Source organism: Xanthomonas sp. BRIP62415, from assembly GCF_003993515.1.
GTDB classification, from domain to species: Bacteria; Pseudomonadota; Gammaproteobacteria; order Xanthomonadales; family Xanthomonadaceae; genus Xanthomonas; species Xanthomonas euroxanthea.
This window is the reverse complement of sequence record NZ_QEZH01000025.1, coordinates 30,370-48,529: the sequence shown is the minus strand read 5'-3', so window position 1 is coordinate 48,529 and position 18,160 is coordinate 30,370. Positions and strand designations below refer to the sequence as shown.

Here is an 18,160-nt window from a genome sequence, read left to right as displayed (position 1 = left end):
CCACTGTGCGAGCCCATACCGCGCATCTCATGCAACGGATAGGAGCCGGTCCTGGTGCCCCGCATCGGCGCCTGCGCAGCCGCCACACCTTGAAACCCCGCACAGCAGCCGCATCTGCACGGTATTGTCGGCGTTGCCGGCCACCAGTTCAGAGGATTCTCCCCATGCGGATGGACAAGCTCACCTCGCGGTTCCAGCAGGCGCTGGCCGACGCGCAGTCGCTGGCCGTGGGCCGCGACCACAACATCATCGAGCCGGTGCACGTGCTGGCCGCCCTGCTCGACCAGAGCGGCGGCAGCACGCGCCCGCTGCTGTCGCAGGCCGGCGTCAACGTGCCGCTGCTGCGCGAGCGGCTGGGCGAGGCGCTGGACACGCTGCCCAAGGTCTCCGGGCAGGAAGGCAACCTGTCGATCGGCAACGATCTCAACCGCCTGCTCAACCAGACCGACAAGCTGTCCCAGCAACATGGCGATGCGTTCATCGCCAGCGAGTGGTTCGTGCTGGCCGCCGCCGACGATGCCAGCCCGCTGGGCGTGGCGCTGCGCGCGGCCGGCGGCGACAAGAAGAAGATCGAAGCGGCCATCGACAAGCTGCGCGGCGGCGAGACCGTGCAGTCGGAAAACGCCGAGGAACAACGCCAGGCGCTGGAAAAATACACCATCGACCTGACCGCGCGTGCCGAGAGTGGCAAGCTCGATCCGGTGATCGGCCGCGACGAAGAGATCCGCCGCACCATCCAGGTGTTGCAGCGGCGCACCAAGAACAACCCGGTGCTGATCGGCGAACCGGGCGTGGGCAAGACCGCCATTGTCGAGGGCCTGGCCCAGCGCATCATCAACGGCGAAGTGCCCGAAGGCCTGCGCGGAAAGCGCGTGCTGTCGCTGGACATGGGCGCGCTGATCGCCGGCGCCAAGTTCCGCGGCGAGTTCGAAGAACGCCTGAAGGCGGTGCTCAGCGATCTGTCCAAGAACGAGGGCCAGATCATCCTGTTCATCGACGAGCTGCACACCATGGTCGGCGCCGGCAAGGCCGATGGCGCGATGGACGCCGGCAACATGCTCAAGCCGGCGCTGGCGCGTGGCGAGCTGCACTGCATTGGCGCCACCACGCTGGACGAATACCGCAAGTACATCGAGAAGGACGCCGCGCTGGAGCGGCGCTTCCAGAAGGTGTTCGTGGGCGAGCCGACGGTGGAGGACACCATCGCGATCCTGCGCGGGCTGAAGGAGCGCTACGCGGTGCATCACGGCGTGGAAATCACCGACCCGGCGATCGTTGCCGCCGCCACCCTGTCCAACCGCTACATCACCGACCGCCAGCTGCCGGACAAGGCCATCGATTTGATGGACGAGGCAGCCTCGCGTATCCGCATGGAGATCGACTCCAAGCCGGAGGAACTGGATCGCCTGGAGCGCCGCCTGATCCAGCTCAAGATCCAGCGCGAGATGCTGAAGAAGGAAAAGGACGACGCCTCGCGTCAGCGCCTGGCCGATCTGGAAACCGACATCGACAAGCTCGAGCGCGAGTTCTACGACCTCAACGAGTTGTGGAAGTCGGAAAAGGCCGCGTTGCAGGGCACCACCAAGGTCAAGGAGCAGATCGAGCACGCCAAGCTGGAACTGGAAGCGGCGCAACGGCGCCAGGACTACGCCAAGATGAGCGAGATCCAGTACGGCGTGCTGCCGCAGCTGGAAAAGCAGATGGCGCTGGCCAACGAGGTCGAACACCACGACTTCAAGCTGGTGCAGGACCGCGTCACCGCCGAGGAAATCGCCGAGGTGGTGTCGCGCTGGACCGGGATCCCGGTCAACAAGATGCTTGAAGGCGAGCGCGACAAACTGCTGCGCATGGAAGAGGAACTGCACCAGCGCGTGGTCGGGCAGAACGAGGCGATCAAGGTCGTCTCCGACGCGGTGCGGCGTTCGCGCGCCGGCCTGTCCGATCCCAATCGTCCGAGCGGCTCGTTCCTGTTCCTCGGCCCGACCGGCGTGGGCAAGACCGAGTTGTGCAAGGCCCTGGCGGACTTCCTGTTCGACAGCACCGAGGCAATGATCCGCATCGACATGAGCGAGTTCATGGAGAAGCATTCGGTGTCGCGCCTGATCGGTGCGCCCCCGGGCTATGTGGGCTACGAGGAAGGCGGCTACCTCACCGAGGCGGTGCGTCGGCGTCCGTATTCGCTGATCCTGCTGGACGAGGTGGAAAAGGCGCATGCCGATGTCTTCAACATCCTGCTGCAGGTGCTCGACGACGGCCGCCTCACCGATGGCCAGGGCCGCACGGTGGACTTCCGCAACACCGTCATCGTGATGACCTCCAACCTGGGCTCGCACCAGATCCAGGAGCTGTCCGGCGACGGCAGCGCCGAGGCCTACACGCAGATGAAGGCGGCGGTGATGGGTGTGGTGCAGGCGCATTTCCGCCCGGAGTTCATCAACCGGCTGGACGACATCGTGGTGTTCCATCCGCTGGACAAGGCGCAGATCAAGTCGATCGCGCGCATCCAGTTGCATGGGCTGGAAAAACGCCTGTCCGAGCGCGGCCTCAAGCTGGACCTGGACGATGCGGCGCTGGAATTGCTGGGCAATGTCGGTTTCGATCCGGTGTACGGCGCGCGCCCGCTCAAGCGCGCGATCCAGTCGCAGGTGGAGAACCCGCTGGCACAGCAAATCCTCTCCGGCCAGTACCTCGGTGGCGACACCGTGCGCGTGCGTGCCGAGGGTGGGCGCCTGGTGTTCACCAAGGGTTGATCGGTGGGTGGGTCGTCCTGCAGGATGCGGGGGGACACCCATCGGCGTCATGCGGTGGGTTCGGAGCGCGACGACACTGCCGCGCTCCACCTCCATCGAACGACTCATCTGGCAAGGAACTTCAGATGCGCCTTGTGTATGTTCCGATCTACATCAGTGCTGCCATGGGGTCGGCCGGTACCGTGCACGCGGGCGAAGCACCGGATATCTCCGCCGCGCTCAAGGCCTATGACGCTAGGGACTATGCGCGCTGTGCCGAAGTGATGGACGCAGTGCAGCGTGCCGTCAGCGAACTTCCGGACAATGGCGAACTCCTGCGTGCGGAATGCCTGGCCGTCGCAGGGAAGACCGACGAAGCCCTGCATTATCTCGATGTCCAAATTCCGCGCGGGCGGATCTCCCTCGATGATCTACGTAGCAAGGACCGGCCTGGCCTGAATCGGCTGCGGAAGACTGACGGGTGGCCCGCTCTGCTGGCGAGCGCCGAGCGTGTCAGTGCGCAGCAGCAGGCCACACTGAATCCGCAATTGCGGCAGGAACTGCTTGCGCGCGTAGAGAAGGATCAGCATGCGCAAAATGCAGCAATCACCGCTGGAGGCAAGCCAGCCGACTGGGCATCGATCGTGCCGGTGATGCGCGAAAACACCGAATGGCTCAAGCAGGTCGTCGCGACGCAGGGATGGCCAGGACGGCGCCTGGTGGGCGAAGACGGCGCAAATGCAGCATGGACCTTGATACAGCATTCCGACGCTGATCCAGCGTTTCAGGCGCAGGCTCTGGCCCTGATGGAAGCGGCGCTTGCCAGGCACGATGTGGCGCCCGACGATGTTGCGCTGCTCACCGATCGTGTCCTGCGTGCGCAAGGGAAGCCTCAGCGCTACGGCACCCAATTCGTGACCGATCCCGATGGCAGTAAGTCGTTGGCGCCTACCGAGGACCTGGCAGGTCTGGATGCGCGGCGTCGCCGCATGGGGTTACCTCCAATGGACCAGTACAAGCGGATGTTGGAAGACGTCTACCATCGGCCGGTGCACTGATTGTTGGTGGTGAGAGCGGCGTCGCCTGCGTGCGCGGCATGCAGGCGGGTTTGCTGAAGGACCTGACCGCTGGCGATGTCGTCATAGCCGGCTGTCATGAGGTGCGGGTCGGCGGCCGGGTATCGTCGGGCTCCTTGTCCAGCAGCGAGCCGCGCCATGACCGATCCGCAGTGGAAGCCTGAAACCATCGCCGTGCACGGCGGCTATCAGCCAGATCCCACCACGCGGGCGGTGGCGGTGCCGATCTACCAGACCGTCGCCTACGCATTCGACGATACCCAGCATGGCGCGGACCTGTTCGACCTCAAGGTGCAGGGCAATATCTACAGCCGCATCATGAATCCGACCAACGACGTGCTGGAGCAGCGCGTGGCTGCGCTGGAAGGCGGCATTGGCGCGTTGGCGCTGGCGTCGGGGCAGGCTGCGGTGACCTATGCGATCCAGACCATTGCCGAGGCCGGCGACAACATCGTCTCCTCCAGTGCGTTGTATGGCGGCACCTACAATCTGTTCGCGCATACCTTGCCGCAGTTCGGCATCGGCACGCGCTTTGCCGACTATCGCGATCCGCAGGCGTTTGCCGGGCTGATCGACGAACGCACCAAGGCGGTGTTCGTCGAGTCGATCGGCAACCCGCGCGGCAACATCACCGATATCGAGGCGGTGGCGGCAGTGGCGCATGCGCACGGCGTGCCGCTGATCGTGGACAACACCGTGGCCACGCCGTCGCTGCTGCGCCCGATCGAGTTCGGTGCCGACATCGTGGTGCATTCGCTGACCAAGTATCTGGGCGGCCATGGCAACAGCATCGGCGGGGCGATCGTGGACAGCGGGCGCTTTCCGTGGGCGGCGCACAAGCAGCGGTTTCCACGCCTCAACGAGCCGGACGTGAGCTATCACGGCGTGGTGTACACCGAAGCGCTGGGCGATGCCGCCTACATCGGCCGTGCGCGCGTGGTGCCGCTGCGCAATACCGGCGCGGCGTTGTCGCCGTTCAATGCGTTCCTGATCCTGCAAGGCATCGAAACGCTGCCGCTACGGATGGAGCGCATCAATGCCAACACGCTGGCAATAGCGACGTATCTGCAGCAGCACGCGCGGGTTGCCTGGGTCAATTACGCCGCGCTGCCGGATCATCCGGAGCATGCGTTGGCGCAGAAGTATCTGGGCGGGCATGGCTCGGGCGTGCTGACCTTCGGCCTGCCCGGTGGGCGCGCGGCAGGCGCGCGTTTTCTGGATGCGCTGCAGTTGTTCACGCGGCTGGTGAACATCGGCGATGCGAAGTCGCTGGCCACGCATCCGGCATCGACCACGCACCGTCAGCTTGGCCCGGCCGAGCTGGAACATGCCGGCGTCAGTGAAGACACCGTGCGGCTGTCGATCGGGATCGAGCACGTCGACGATCTGCTGGCCGATCTGGAGCAGGCGCTGCAGGGAGCATGAGGTTGTACGCCCGCCTTTATGTGCAGGAATGCAGAGCCTCGCTCTCTTCGGGGCACCAAGGCACGGGCTGCTTGCCAGCTTCACCTGCGCCTTGGTGCGCCCGCGCTGCTGGCGCGGGCCGGGGCGCGGAGTGGGAGTGGGAGTGGGTACGGCGATGCACGATGCCTGTGGGTACTGGCTTCAGTAGGGGCGTCAGCGCGGCCGGGGACTGGCTCCTCGGCTCGCTCAGACATCCTGTCTGACTCGCCGCCGCGGCACATCCGTGTGCCGCTCTCCGCCAATCCCTGGCCGCGCTGCCGCCTCGGCACGTCTCTTCCATGCCCTGGAAACCTTGAACAAGCCAGCAACGCGTGATTTGAAGCTCCCGTTACTGTTGGGCACCAATGCACGGGTTGCGCGCCAGCTTCACCTGCGCCTTGGTGCGCCCGCGCTGCCGCCTCGGCACGTTGCTTCCATGCCCTGGGAAATTCCGGCACCCCACCGACGCGTGGCTGGATTTGGGGCGTGCCGACGCGCGGCGCCTGGCCGGTTGCCAGAGCGCGCCGGTGCCCCTGGCCAATCCTGCTACCATGCGCGCCCCTGAGGTGACTGCCGCGGTTGCGGTTGTTTAAACGGGAATCCGGTGCGTAGATCGCCTTGGCGAGCTGCAATGCCGGAGCTGCCCCCGCAACGGTGGGCGAGGTCAGGTGCCGCAACACGCCACTGTGCAGTCGCATGGGAAGGCGCGGCATCGGAGGCGCAGGCTTCCACTCGCGAGCCCGGAGACCGGCCTGAGGGATTGAACCGGCACGCGGTGGGCGTGGCCTTGCTCGTCTGGCGCTGCGCGTTGGACGCCTGGCCCGTTGCTGCCTGCCGCCCCATTGCCCCCGCGCGGGTAGGCGCGGTTCCAGGAGCAGCAGTCGATGTCCGTTTCTTCCGTTTTGCCGCGTCGTGCGGTGCTGGCCGCAGGGCTGTCGCTGTGCGTGGCCCACCTGGCCCACGCCGAGGCTGCCATCGATCTCGACCAGGTCGTGGTCACCGCCTCGCGCACTGCGCAGACCCAGGACCAGACGCTGGCGCCGGTCACGGTGATCGACCGCGCGCAGATCGAGCGTCGCCAGGTCAATTCACTGCAGGACCTGCTGCGTGGCGAGGCCGGCGTGGCGCTGGCCAACAACGGCGGCCCGGGCAAGCCGACCTCGCTGTTCCTGCGCGGCACCGAATCCGACCAGGTGGTGGTGTTGATCGATGGCGTGCGCATCGGCTCGGCCACCTCGGGCGGCGCGGCGTTGCAGGACGTGCCGATCGAGCAGATCGAGCGCATCGAAATCGTGCGCGGCCCGTTCTCCAGCCTGTACGGTTCCGAGGCGCTTGGCGGGGTGATCCAGATCTTTACCCGCCGCCCGCAAGGCCGCTTCGTGCCCACCTTCAGCGCGGCGGCCGGCAGCGACAATGCGCGCCGCTATAGCGCGGGCCTGGCCGGGCGCAGTGAAGGCGATCTGAGCGAAAGCGGCGGCTGGTATTCGGCCAACGCGGTGCATGACGAAACCGATGGCATCAACGCGTATCTGGACACCAGCTCCAGCGACTACGATCCGGATCGCGATGGCTACCGCAACGATTCGTTGAGCGTGCAGGGCGGCTGGCGCTTCAATCGCCAGTGGGATGCCGACGTGCACGGCCTGCGCGCGCAGAGCCGCAACGAATACGACGGCTCGGCCTTCGGCGGCAACCTGTCCAAGGGCGTGCAGCAGGCGGTCGGCGGCCGCGTGCGTTATGCGCCCACCGATGCGCTCAAGCTCACCGCCAGCGTCGGCAGCAGTTCCGACTTCAGCGATGCGTATTACGACGGTGCGTATGTGTCCACCTATGACACCCGCCGCAAGCAGGGCGCGTTGCAGGCCGATATCGCTGCCGGTGCGGGCCTGCTCACGGTCGGCTTCGATTGGCAGCGCGATGCCATCGCCAGCAGCGACACGTACAATGCCGACAGCCGCATCGACCGCGCCGCATTCGCGCAGTGGCAGCAAAGTTTCGGTACGCAGTCGGTGCAGGCCAGCCTGCGCCGCAACGACAACAGCCAGTTCGGCGGCAAGACCACCGGCAGCCTGCTGTGGGGCTGGGATGTTGCCGAGCACCTGCGCCTGACCGCCAGCTACGGCACCGCGTTCAAGGCACCGACCTTCAACGAGTTGTATTACCCCGATTTCGGCAATCCGTTGCTGGGGCCGGAAACCTCCAAGAGCGCCGAGCTCGGCCTGCGTGGCAGCTACGGCTGGGGCACCTGGACGCTGAGCGCGTTCCAGACCCGCATCGACGACCTGATCGCCTACGACGCGGCGCTGGTGGATGCGGCGCATCCGTTCGGGCAGCCGAACAACATCGACCGGGCGCGCATCCGCGGCGTGGAAGCCGGCTACGACACCGAGCTGGCCGGCTGGACCGTGCGCAGCGCCTTGACCTGGCTGCAGCCGGAAGCCGATGGCGGCATCAATCAAGGCAACTGGCTGCCGCGCCGTGCGCGGCAGAGCGGGCGCATCGATGCGGACCGCAGCGTCGGGGCATTCGGCGTCGGCGCGAGCCTGTTCGGCTCCGGCAAGCGGTTCGACGATCTGGCCAACACCGAGCGCCTGGCCGGTTACGGCTTGCTGGATCTGCGCGTGAGTTATGCAGTGACTGCCGACTGGAAGGTCTCGCTCACCGCCAACAACGTGTTCGACCGCCAGTACGAAACCGCACGCTGGTATGCGCAGCCGGGGCGCAATTATCTGCTGACCCTGCGCTATCAAGCCGCGCAGTAAGCGCGGCTGGTGCACCGGCGATGGCCGCTGAGCGGCCTCACGCGCCGGGCACCGACGCGGGCCCTGGAAGACACGCAGTGGCAGATTCGGGCGCAGGCGCGAGGCCCTGCTCGCCACCCTGCCGCAACTGTCGTGGCGGATCGTGCCGGTCAGCAACCAGGTGGGGCAGGGCAGCGTGCCGCTGGGCGAACTGACGCGTCGATTTGTCGATCAGGCCGGCCGGCTGCACCAGGCATTGGCGCTACAGTGCGAGCCTGTGGTGCGGGTGGTGGCAGGTTGCCGATGGTTCTGAAGGGAGAGGTGGTGTGACAAGCGATTGGATCCATGGTGCCTGCGCGGTGCCGGACGCGCGCGTGCGCGCGGCTGCGCTGGCGCGGCAGGAACAACTGACCAAGCCGCCCGGCGCGCTGGGCCGGCTGGAACAGCTGGCGGTGCAACTGGCGGCCTGGCAGCGCAACGAACACCCCACCGTGCAGCGGGTCTGGATCGCGGTATATGCCGCCGACCACGGGGTCGCCGCAGAAGGCGTGTCTGCGTTTCCGCAGGCGGTCACCGGCGAGATGGTGCGTAATTTCGCCCGGGGCGGCGCCGCCATCGCGGTGCTGGCGCGCGAACTCGGTGCACGCCTGGAAGTGGTGAACCTGGGCGTGGTCAACGACCCGGGCGAGTTGCCGCGGGTGCGGCGTGCCTGGATCGCGCCGGCCAGCGCCAACATCTGCGAGCAACCGGCGATGACCTCCACCCAGTTGCGCGATGCACTGGCCGCAGGCGCCGAAAGCGTTGCGCAGGCAAGAAGTTGCGACACGCAGCTGTTTGTCGGTGGCGAAATGGGCATCGGCAACACCACCTCGGCCGCCGCGCTGGGCTGCGCGCTGCTGTCGCAGTTTCCGCAGGCGATGGCCGGTGCCGGTACCGGGCTGGATGCCGAGGGCATCGCCCACAAGGCCACCGTGATCACCCGTGCACTGGCCCTGCATGCCGATGCCTCCACCGCGCTGGAGCGGCTGCGCCGGTTGGGCGGCTTCGAGATCGCCGCGTTGGTCGGCGCCTACATCGCCGCGGCGCAGGCCGGGATTCCGGTGCTGGTGGATGGCTTCATCAGTACCGCCGCAGCGCTGGTCGCCACCCATCTCAATGGCGGCGTGCGCGAATGGCTGCTGTTCGGGCATCGCTCGCAGGAGCGCGGCCATGCCGCCTTGCTGCGCGCACTCGACGCCGAACCGCTGCTGCAGCTGGATCTACGCCTGGGCGAGGCCAGCGGCGCAGCGGTGGCGATTCCGCTGTTGCGCCATGCCTGCGCCTTGCACAACGGCATGGCCACCTTTGCCGAAGCCGGCGTGTCCGACGCATGAGTGCGTAGATCGGCGTGCTGCGCGACGGCGACACCGGTCAGCGCAACGACCGTGGCCAGCTCGACGACCCGCTCACTGCACCGGGCTGGCAGCAACTGCGCGCGGCCACCGCCGACGGCGCATGGGGCGCGGTGGTCGCCTCGACGCTGTAGCGCTGTGCCTTGTTCGTCATCGAACTGGCCAGCGCACGTGCGCTGCCGCTGCAGCCGGATCCGCGTTTGCGCAGGTACCCCTTCGGCCACTGGCAGGGCCCGTCGGCGGCCGACATCGATCGCGCCGACGGCGCCGCGCTGGGGCGCATCCAGTCCCTGGCGTTGCAAGCGAGCTGAGCATACGGGGTGTTCCTGGCAGGGCCGCACCGCCTATCGACGGTGACGTGCACCCGGCGCACGCGCCGCAGCCAGGCCGTTTCAACGTGGACGCCTGCGGCGCGTTGTCTGCGCCGGGGCGCGCCACCGCCACTGCGCAAGATCGGGACCGCAGGCGGCGCCGATCTGCGCGATGCTGGGGCCGCCCATCAGGAACCGCCCATGCCAGCAGCCACCTCGGTCGTCTTCAACCGCCAGCGCAGCGTCGAGCGCGTCGTCGCCCATCTGCAGGCCCGCATCCGCGCTGGCGAACCGCTGCCGGACCTGGCCGCATTGGCGGCAGTGGCGCAGCAATCGCCGCATCATTTTCATCGGGTCTATCGCGCACTGGCCGGCGAAACCCTGGGGCAGACCATCGCGCGGCTGCGCCTGAGTCATGCGCTGCATCTGCTGGGCGAGCAGGCGACATCGGTCACCGAGGTGGCGCTGGCGGTGGGCTATCACACCCCGCAGGCGCTGGCACGCGCGTTTCGCACGGTGCTGCAGGCCAGCCCGAGCAGCTTGCGCAACGCGCCCGCCGTGCGCGCGCAGAAACTGCAGCAGCTGGCCAGGCCCTCGGTGCCGCCGCAGGTGTCCGGCGCGCCCCTGCAGGTGCTGGTGCAGGTGCTCGATCCGCTGGAAGTGGTGGTGCTACGCCAGCGTGGCGCCTTCGACGACCTGGACCGTGGCTTCGGCCGCATCGCGGCCTGGGCCGAGCGGGTCGGTGCAATCGCGCAACTGCAGTCCTTGATCGGCCTGCCGCTGAGCGACCACCGCGACATGCCGGCGCACCGGCACCTGTTCGAATGCGGCATGGTCTTCGACGCCGCCCTGGCACCGCCCGCGCCGCTGCAACTGCGCCGGCTCGACGGCGGCACGCATGCGGTGTTGCGACACATCGGTGCGTATGCCGGTATCGAAGACGCACTGGACCTTCTGCTCGCGCAATGGTTACCACACAGCGGCTACGTCTTGCGCGCCGCGCCGCTGCATTACCTCTACCTTGACGACCCGGAAGCAGTGGCAGAGGCAGCGTTGCGTGCAGATATCCGCGTGCCGGTCCAGCCTTCGACCGACGCCGTTGCCGCCGCCTGAGCCGCCACCGGCAGGAACACCATCTGCGGCGGCGGATGCATCAGGAACTGCTGGTGCGAAATATTCCAGGCATATGCGCCGGCCAGCGGGAAGGCCAGGCAGTCACCCGGTGCCAGCGCGGCAACGTGCTGGTTGCGCGCCAGCACGTCCTTGGGCGTGCACAGCTGCCCGACCAGGGTGACCGGGGTGTCGCGCAGCACCGGGGCATGCGCGCCACGCAGCACACGGAACGGGTGATCGTGCCCCTGCGCGGCCGGGGTGCGGAAGTGATGGGTGCCGCCGCGGGCGATCGCAAACCATGCGCCGTGGCTGCGCTTGAGGTCCAGCACGTCCATCAGGTACCAGCCGCAGCTGGCGCTGACATAGCGCCCGGGCTCCAGCCGCAGGCGCAGCGCCTGGCCGTGTTCACGCAGCAGGGCAGGCAAGCCGGCGCAGAAGCCGGCCCAGTCGAACGACGATTCCGGCGCCAGATAATCCACACCGAAGCCACCGCCTGCATTCACCCGCAACGGGCCGAGCCCGTAGGCCTGGCGCCACTGCTGCACGGTGCGCAGGTAGGCGGCGATCAGATGCAGCTGCGCGCCGGCGTCGCGCTGGTGCGACATCAGGTGGAAATGGAAGCCCTCCAGCCGCAGCGAGGGGCTGGCCCGCAGGCGCTGGATCGCCGCATCCAGAGCGTCCGGGTCCAGGCCAAACGGCGAGGGCTGCCCGCCCATCATCAGGCGCGTGCTCTGCGCACCGGGCACGGCGATGTTCATGCGCAGGAATACCGGCACGCAGCGCCCGGCCTGCGCCGCGATCGCGGCCAGGCGTTGCAGTTCGCCCAGGCTTTCCACATGCACGGTGCAATCGGGCAACGCGGCAGCCTGGGCCAGTTCGGCATCGAGCTTGCCCGGGCCGCCGAACAGCAACGCAGCCCTGGGCTGTTGCCGATGCAGCCAGGCCAGTTCGCCGCCGGAGGCCGCCTCGAAGCCATCCACGTGCGGGGCGAGCGTTTGCAGGATCGGTGGCTCTGCATTGGCCTTGGCCGCGTAGAACAGCTCGCACGCTTCGGGCAGTTGCGCGCGCATCCAGGCCGCATGCGCATCCAGAGCGGCCAGGTCGTAGACATAGGCGCACAGCGGGCCATCGCTTTGGTCGCGGATGCCCGGCAATGCCTGCATCACTGCGTCACCATCGATGCGCAGGCTCATGCCGCCACCCGCCGTGTCGCCGCGCTGCGTGGAATCGGGTTGGGCAGCGCGGTGTAGTCGGATTGGCGGTCGGCGCGTTGCCACAGCCGCGTGCCCAGGTTGTTCTTGCCGGGCAGCGGCGCGCCCTCGAGCAGGCCCTGCAGCGCGGCCTGCGCGCCATGGCGCTGCTGCCAGCGCGCGGCGAGCTCGCCCACGCACTGCCACAGGCGCGCGTCCAGCACGGCATCGCCTTCGCTCAGGTGGAAGATCGCCTCGGCCAGATTGTTGACCAGCGCGCAGTACGCCACGCGATTCCAGCCCTGTTCCGGCGTGTAGTACAGCGATTGCCGCGCGCGTTCGCCCACGCCCTGCAAGCGCGTGGCGGGCCAGTGGTGCGCGAGCAGCTTGGTGCCTTCCAGGTCGCGGATCCACACCCGCGTCGGCCAGCCGTCGGCAAACCCGATCACGGTGTTCTGCAGATGCGGTTCCAGCGCAATGCCGTGCTGGAACAGCGCGCTCCACACGCCATCCAGCAGCAGGCCGGCATAGGCGCGGAACCACAGCAGCGTGGCGGTGTGGCGATCCAGCTGCGCGCCACCCAACGCCTGCAGTCTGGACGCACACACGCTGTTGCCCTGCGCATCGCAGGTGAACAAGGCCGCGGCCACCTGCGGCTGCCACCGCGCCCGCTGCGCGAAAGTCAGGGTCTGCCGGTACAGGATGCCGAAGCTCTCCGACAGGCCACGCGCCGCCAACGGGTCGGCATCGTGCAGGGCGGGATCGACCTGGGCGATCTCCAGCGAGGTCGCCGCAGGCTCCAGCATCACGTCGAAGCCCGGCACCTGCGCTGCCAACGCACGCCAGCTCGGCGCCAGCAGCTCGGTCAGCGCGACCGCACTTTCCAGCTCGTACCAGGCGTTCTTGCGCACGCAGTTGGTCAAGCGCACATGCACCGAGCATTTGAGGAAATAGTCCAGCTCCGGGTGATACAGCGTGCGCACCGAGGAGGTGGGCCGCAGGGCATCGCCCAGCGCACCGACCGGCGTGATCAGGCCGCGCCCCTGCAGGGTGCGCAGCAACGGATCGTCGAGCAGGCGCTGCGCTTCCCACGGGTGGCAGGGATACAGGTCGTCGTCGCCGGAGAGCTGGCGCAGGCTCGCACGCACATCGCGGCCCTGCATGCGCAGCAGCCGTGGGTCGATGCGGAACCAGAACAGCTGGAACGCGGCGCGCGCTTCCGGCGCGCAGGCCAGCACCTGCGCCAGGTCGACGCCTTCGCGGCTCTTGGGCGTGGGATGCAGGGCATGCCCCCACAGCATCGATTGTTCGGCGTCGATCATCGCCTCGCCGGTCGGCGCGGTGCGGTGCGCCTGTCTCAATAACGCAGCGGTGACCGCCACGCTGTTGGCGCTTTGCGCGAGCAGTTCCGGATTGACCGCCTGCGTGCTGCCCAGCGCCTGCAGCAGGCAGCGCGCCAGGGCATGCGCGTCCAGGCTCTGCCACGGTTGGCCCGCACCCTTGAGGAACGGCGTGGAGGCAAAGCGGCAGCGGCCCAGGCGATCGGCGTAGGCAATGCGCACGCACAGCACACCGGCATCGCCCAGATCGATCCGCAGCCAGCGCTGCTCGGCCACGCGCGGGCCGGGGCGATCCAGGCCGCGATAATCGAAGTCCACGGCGTGTTGCGGAATCGCGAACTCGCGCAGGTAGCAGTTCAACCAGCAACTGCAGGCCTGCGCGTCGGCCATGCTGTCGTACCAGGGGTCATGCATCGTGTGCGGCGACATCGGTCGATCTCCTCGAAGGGAAGCGCACCAGGACGGTGAGCGCAGCGGCCGCCGCAGCCAGCGCGGCAGCCAGGAAGGGAGCGGCAGGGCCGGCCGCCTGGGTCAGCGCGCCGGCAGCGGCACCGGCAAACACGCCGGCCCATTTGCCACAGGCGTCGAAGCGGCCGAACAGGCGCCCGGCGCCATGCCCGCTGGCGACCTGCGCCAGGCGGCGGTTGAGCCCGCGCAGGCCGAACAACATGCCCAGGCCGAACAACAGCCGCGCCGCTGCCAATGCGACGGCGTCGTGCAACAGCGCCTGCCACAGGCAGGCCACCGCAAACAGCACCAGGCCGGGCACCAGCCAGGCGTCGCCATCGCCGCGCCGCCACCACGGCAGCACCACCAGGTAGACCAGGTGCGGCAGGCTGTAGAGCAGGCCGGCCAGCGCGTCGTGGCCGGCGCCGCGCGCCAGCGCATACGGGATGAAGTAGGGGAAGGTCACCACCATCGCGAAGCAGAACAGGAATTGCGCGACCAGCAATGCAGGCCACAGGGCGCTGGCCGTCGTGGCGGTCCGTGCTGACGCCGACAGCGACGCTGCAGCGTCTGCGGAACGCGTGGACTGCGCAGTGGACCCTGCCGGCCGCGCCGCAGGCCGGTCGGCCGGCAGGCGCCAGGTCAGCGCGAACGCCAGCAGCGGCAGCAGCGCAAGCGCGCGATACAGCGACTGCGCCGGGCCAAGCGCCACTGCCAGGCCCAGCAACGCCGGCGCGCTGACCATCGCCAGGCGTGCCGAGTACTGCGTCCAGTCGAGCGCGCGCGCCAGCGGGCCGGCCTGCGGCTGGCTGGCCAGGTACGCATTGGCCGCCGCCAGCGAGCCGCCGCAGGTGCCTTGCACGATCAGGCCGATCACCAGCCAGCTCAGCGACGGCGCAAAGCCGGCGATCGCAAAGCCCAGCGCCAGGCCCAACTGCGCACGCAGCAACGAACGCTTGCGTCCATAGCGGTCGGCCAGGCGCCCCCAGGTGCCGGCCGTCAACGCGGTGCACAGCGTCGGCAATACGTACAGCACGCCGCTCCAGCCAACCGCCGCCGAAGGTGCCAGTTCGGCCAGCACCTGCGGCAGAAACAACGGCATGCCCAGTGCGGTGAAGGCGGCCAGGTAGTGCGCCGCCAGCACCGGGCCCAGGATGCGCTTCATCGCTGGGCACCCGCCTGCCGACGCGGGCTCTGCTGCGCGCCGGCGAAGGCGTCGCCGAAGGGGTTGGGCGCGCTATCGCCGTAGAACTTGTTGATGTCGCTCGCACCGGTAAGCTGTTTGCTGAGCAGGCTGCCGGCACTGAGCAGGTACTTCACCGGCAGCCGCGGTGCGGCCAGCAGGCGGCGTGCGGGGCCGGTGTCGATGCCGTCGCGGTCCAGCTGCGCCAGCGTCGCTGCGAACTGCGTCTGCAACTGCGCGTACAGCGGCGCGCGCAGCGCGGGCTGCCACTCGGCCAGGCCTTCCAGCACCGCCTGCAGGTCCAGCTGCAGCACGATGGTGCAGAACATCCGCGCCAGGGCATGCGGTTCGTCCACCGCGATGCGCGCATCGTGCAGCGGACCCAACGCGTCCAGATCCGGCAGCTGTGCGCGCAGTTGCGGCAGTGCGATGCGGGCGGCGTCGTTGTCCTTCATCAGCAGCCGCGTCGCCTGGCCATCGGCATACACCAGCACGCTGTTCTGCTGATTGGCTTCCAGCGCGATGCCGTAGCGCAGCCACAGGCGCAGATGCACCGCCAGCATCAGCTCGGTGTACTCGCGCCACCAGCCGAGCACATCGCCGTGCGCAAAGCGCTCGGCCAGATGGATCGCCATCGGCCGGCCGTCCGGCAGCAGCGCGCACAGTGCGGCCACAGGTACCAACGTGGCGTCGTCCAGCGGTGGATAGCGCCGCAGCAGATAGGCCAGGTGGCGCGCCTGTCCCACGTGCCCGCCGAGCGATTCGTCCACGAACACGCAGCGGCCGCGCAGGGCCGGATCCCGCGCATCGATGCGGCGCAGTGCGCGCTCCAGCCAGTGACCGTCGTACAGCGTGGAGGGCTTGATCAGGCGCAGGTTGAGCGCGCCCAGCGTGCGCATCGGAATCGGCAACTTGAGATGCAGCTGCGGATGCTGCAGCGGTACCAGCGTGCGCACCGAAAGGGTGGGGCGCACGTCCAGCCAGGCCTGCGGCGCGCGCAGGCTGCCTGCCGGCAGCGCAAACCCGTCCTGTTCCAGCCGCGCCCACACCAGCGGATGCACCGGCCAGGCAACATGCGTGTCGGCCAGTTCGGGCGGCAGGCCCAGCGTGGCGAAGTCCGGCCACAGCTCGGCCGGCGCGGCGCCGGTGCAGCTGACCTGCGCCCGCGGAATCGCCAGCCAGCGTAGCGCGAAGCTGGGCGCGAACTCGGGCGCGTAATCGCGCAGTTCCGAGGCCTCCAGCCCGGCCTTGGCGCGTGCGGTCGGATAGAACGGATGGTCGCGGTAGCTGGCCAGTTGATCGCAGCGATACGCACGCTCGGCTGCATCCGGATGCTGCAATGCGTTGAGCAGCGCAGGTGCCTGGGCATCGAAGGCCTGGCGCGCCAGGCACAGGTGGGCGGCGGCGCACTCGGCTTCTTCGGCATAGGCGCGATGCAGCTGTTGCGTCTCCACGTCCAGTTGCGCGCTGATGCGCTGCAGCCAGGCCTGCGCACCGCGTTCGACATGCGCGCCATCGGCGCCCTGCACGATCCAGCTGTCGCCGCAGGCACCGATGTCCTGCAGATAGCCCTGCCGATGGATCGGCAACCACAGCGTGCCAGCGGGCAGATGCGCGATGCGCCACCAGCCCTCCACCGGGCTGGGGTCGGTCCATACCGCCAGCACGCTTGCCTCGGGCACTGCGGCGCTGCCGCGGCTGGCAATACCGCGCAGATCCTCGCGCAGGCAGGCATCGATGATGCGGTTGGCGATGTAGCGCTGGTCGGCGGCGCTGCTCATGCGCGCAGCTCCGCGCCATCGATCCGCCACTGCAGTCCCGCTTCGGCATGCACCACCGCCTGTTGCAGCGCCTGTGCATCGCTGGCCACGGCGCTCAGCACACCCAGGTAATCCTTGTTGGAATGGCTCAGGCGGATGCGCTCGCCGGGCGCACGCATGCGCCGGTAGTGCACGTCGCTGTGCGCATCGTGGTGGCGGCGGTCTTCGCTGGCGGCCACCAGCTCGCCGTCCTGTTCGGCCACGTAGTAACGCAACAAGGCATGGGCGCGATCGCAGCGCAGCTGCGGCAGCGGCAGGCCCAGATGCGGCGCCAGCGCGGCGGTGAACCACTGCCTGCCGAACATGTCGTCGAGCAGGAACTCGCGGCGGTCGCCGATGCTGCGGTAGTTGATCTCCACCAGCACCGGGCCGTCATTGGTGAGGATGAATTCGCTATGGCACAACCCGAAGCCGACACCGAAGCTGCGCAGCTGTTGCAGCGCCTGCGCAATCACCGGCGTGTCCACGCGGGCATCCCACTGCGCCTCGCATTCCACGAAATGCGGCGGCGGCGACAGCCGCACCTGGAAGCCGCCCAGCGCCTGCAGGGTGCGGCCGTCGCCCAGCGTTTCCAGCGTGAACAGCGCCCCTTCCAGCATGCCTTCCAGCAGCACGGTGCGCTGCGGATGGCGCTGCCACACATCGTCCAGATAGGCCTGCAACTGCGCGGCGTCTGCGCAGTGGCGCACATCCACACTGGCCACGCCCTCGCGCGGCTTGGCCACCACCGGCCACGGAATGCCGGCCGGCAACGCCGCACCCGGCGCCAGCGTGCAGAACCACGGTGATGGCAGTCCCTGCGCGCGCAGGCGCTGACGCATCGCCGCCTTGTTCTTGGCCGCGTAACAGACCTGCCAGTCCTTGCCGGGCAGGCCAAGACCCGCTGCGACCAGCGCCGTGCTGGTCTGCAGATGATCGCTGTTGCTGAACACTGCGCGCGGTGACACATCGGCGTCGTGCAACGCATCCAGCACGCCGAGCGGGTTGAACACATCGCATTCGATCACCCGCTGCGGTGCATGCGCGGGGTGCTCGCGGAAATGGCTCAGGTGATCGAGTCGGTGATCGGTCAGCAGCCATACCGGCAGGCCGAGCGCATGCGCGGCCGGCAGGAAGCCCTCGGTGATGGCCGGATGGCAGACATGGGTGAGGATCACCAACGGTGCAGCGGATGTCGCAGTCATGGCAGCTCTCGTTCAACAGGACGGTGGAAAAACCGGTACTGAAACGGGCTGCCTGGCGCCGCGATGGCGGTGGGTGGCCTGCGATACGGTGATCGCATGCCGCATGCTGCGGCAGGGATGCGTGCCTCATGCACGCAGTCATGTCTGCGGCGCCCGCCAGCGCGAGCGCCGTTGCCGTCAGCCGACCGACGC

General features: G+C 68.4%; 11 protein-coding genes, 2 pseudogenes and 1 riboswitch. Of the genes and pseudogenes, 8 read left to right on the top strand and 5 right to left on the bottom strand.

Annotated elements, in window-relative coordinates; all coding sequences use genetic code 11:
- Positions 1 to 164 precede the first annotated feature (164 nt).
- The 8 genes and pseudogenes from clpB to EO141_RS11750 all read left to right on the top strand — a co-directional run bounded on the left by clpB (position 165) and on the right by EO141_RS11750 (position 10,804).
- Complete coding sequence (gene clpB, locus EO141_RS11795) at positions 165 to 2,750, top strand: ATP-dependent chaperone ClpB (RefSeq protein WP_104583623.1); 2,586 nt, start codon at positions 165 to 167, stop codon at positions 2,748 to 2,750.
- 125 nt (positions 2,751 to 2,875) lie between these two features.
- Positions 2,876 to 3,787, top strand: a complete 912-nt coding sequence (locus tag EO141_RS11790) for a DUF6624 domain-containing protein (RefSeq protein WP_241236657.1) — start codon at positions 2,876 to 2,878, stop codon at positions 3,785 to 3,787.
- 156 nt (positions 3,788 to 3,943) lie between these two features.
- Entirely contained in the window at positions 3,944 to 5,230 is a 1,287-nt protein-coding gene (locus tag EO141_RS11780) for an aminotransferase class I/II-fold pyridoxal phosphate-dependent enzyme (protein ID WP_127169284.1), read from the top strand.
- 565 nt (positions 5,231 to 5,795) lie between these two features.
- Positions 5,796 to 6,019, top strand: a riboswitch (cobalamin riboswitch).
- Between the two features lie 113 nt (positions 6,020 to 6,132).
- Positions 6,133 to 8,010: a TonB-dependent vitamin B12 receptor gene (gene btuB, locus EO141_RS11770; protein WP_127169283.1), complete on the top strand. Its 1,878-nt coding sequence runs from the start codon at positions 6,133 to 6,135 to the stop codon at positions 8,008 to 8,010.
- A gap of 97 nt (positions 8,011 to 8,107) precedes the next feature.
- Positions 8,108 to 8,319 (top strand): annotated as a pseudogene (locus EO141_RS11765) (bifunctional adenosylcobinamide kinase/adenosylcobinamide-phosphate guanylyltransferase); the annotation flags it as partial.
- Positions 8,316 to 9,362, top strand: a complete 1,047-nt coding sequence (cobT, locus tag EO141_RS11760) for a nicotinate-nucleotide--dimethylbenzimidazole phosphoribosyltransferase (RefSeq protein ID WP_119127637.1) — start codon at positions 8,316 to 8,318, stop codon at positions 9,360 to 9,362. The pseudogene EO141_RS11765 and the gene cobT, both read left to right, overlap by 4 nt.
- A gap of 8 nt (positions 9,363 to 9,370) precedes the next feature.
- A pseudogene (locus tag EO141_RS11755) lies at positions 9,371 to 9,661 on the top strand (histidine phosphatase family protein); the annotation flags it as partial.
- Between the two features lie 231 nt (positions 9,662 to 9,892).
- Positions 9,893 to 10,804 carry a GyrI-like domain-containing protein gene (locus EO141_RS11750; protein ID WP_241236656.1) on the top strand — a complete coding sequence of 304 codons (912 nt, stop codon included), beginning with the start codon at positions 9,893 to 9,895 and terminating at the stop codon, positions 10,802 to 10,804.
- Here EO141_RS11750 and EO141_RS11745 read toward each other — a convergent pair.
- From EO141_RS11745 to EO141_RS11725, 5 genes are read right to left on the bottom strand one after another with little or no spacing between them, the layout of a single operon-like run.
- Positions 10,708 to 11,997 carry a type III PLP-dependent enzyme gene (locus EO141_RS11745; protein ID WP_127169282.1) on the bottom strand — a complete coding sequence of 430 codons (1,290 nt, stop codon included), beginning with the start codon at positions 11,995 to 11,997 and terminating at the stop codon, positions 10,708 to 10,710. The genes EO141_RS11750 and EO141_RS11745 overlap by 97 nt on opposite strands.
- Complete coding sequence (locus EO141_RS11740) at positions 11,994 to 13,763, bottom strand: IucA/IucC family protein (RefSeq protein WP_127169281.1); 1,770 nt, start codon at positions 13,761 to 13,763, stop codon at positions 11,994 to 11,996. The genes EO141_RS11745 and EO141_RS11740 overlap by 4 nt, the downstream gene beginning before the upstream one ends.
- The gene (locus EO141_RS11735; protein ID WP_127169280.1) at positions 13,741 to 14,946 is read right to left on the bottom strand and encodes an MFS transporter; all 1,206 of its coding nucleotides are present in this window, start codon (positions 14,944 to 14,946) and stop codon (positions 13,741 to 13,743) included. Before EO141_RS11735 ends, EO141_RS11740 begins: the two co-directional genes overlap by 23 nt.
- Positions 14,943 to 16,745 carry an IucA/IucC family protein gene (locus EO141_RS11730; RefSeq protein ID WP_127169279.1) on the bottom strand — a complete coding sequence of 601 codons (1,803 nt, stop codon included), beginning with the start codon at positions 16,743 to 16,745 and terminating at the stop codon, positions 14,943 to 14,945. The genes EO141_RS11735 and EO141_RS11730 overlap by 4 nt, the downstream gene beginning before the upstream one ends.
- Positions 16,742 to 17,968 carry a siderophore biosynthesis protein PvsA gene (locus EO141_RS11725; protein ID WP_127169278.1) on the bottom strand — a complete coding sequence of 409 codons (1,227 nt, stop codon included), beginning with the start codon at positions 17,966 to 17,968 and terminating at the stop codon, positions 16,742 to 16,744. Before EO141_RS11725 ends, EO141_RS11730 begins: the two co-directional genes overlap by 4 nt.
- Positions 17,969 to 18,160: the final 192 nt, after the last annotated feature.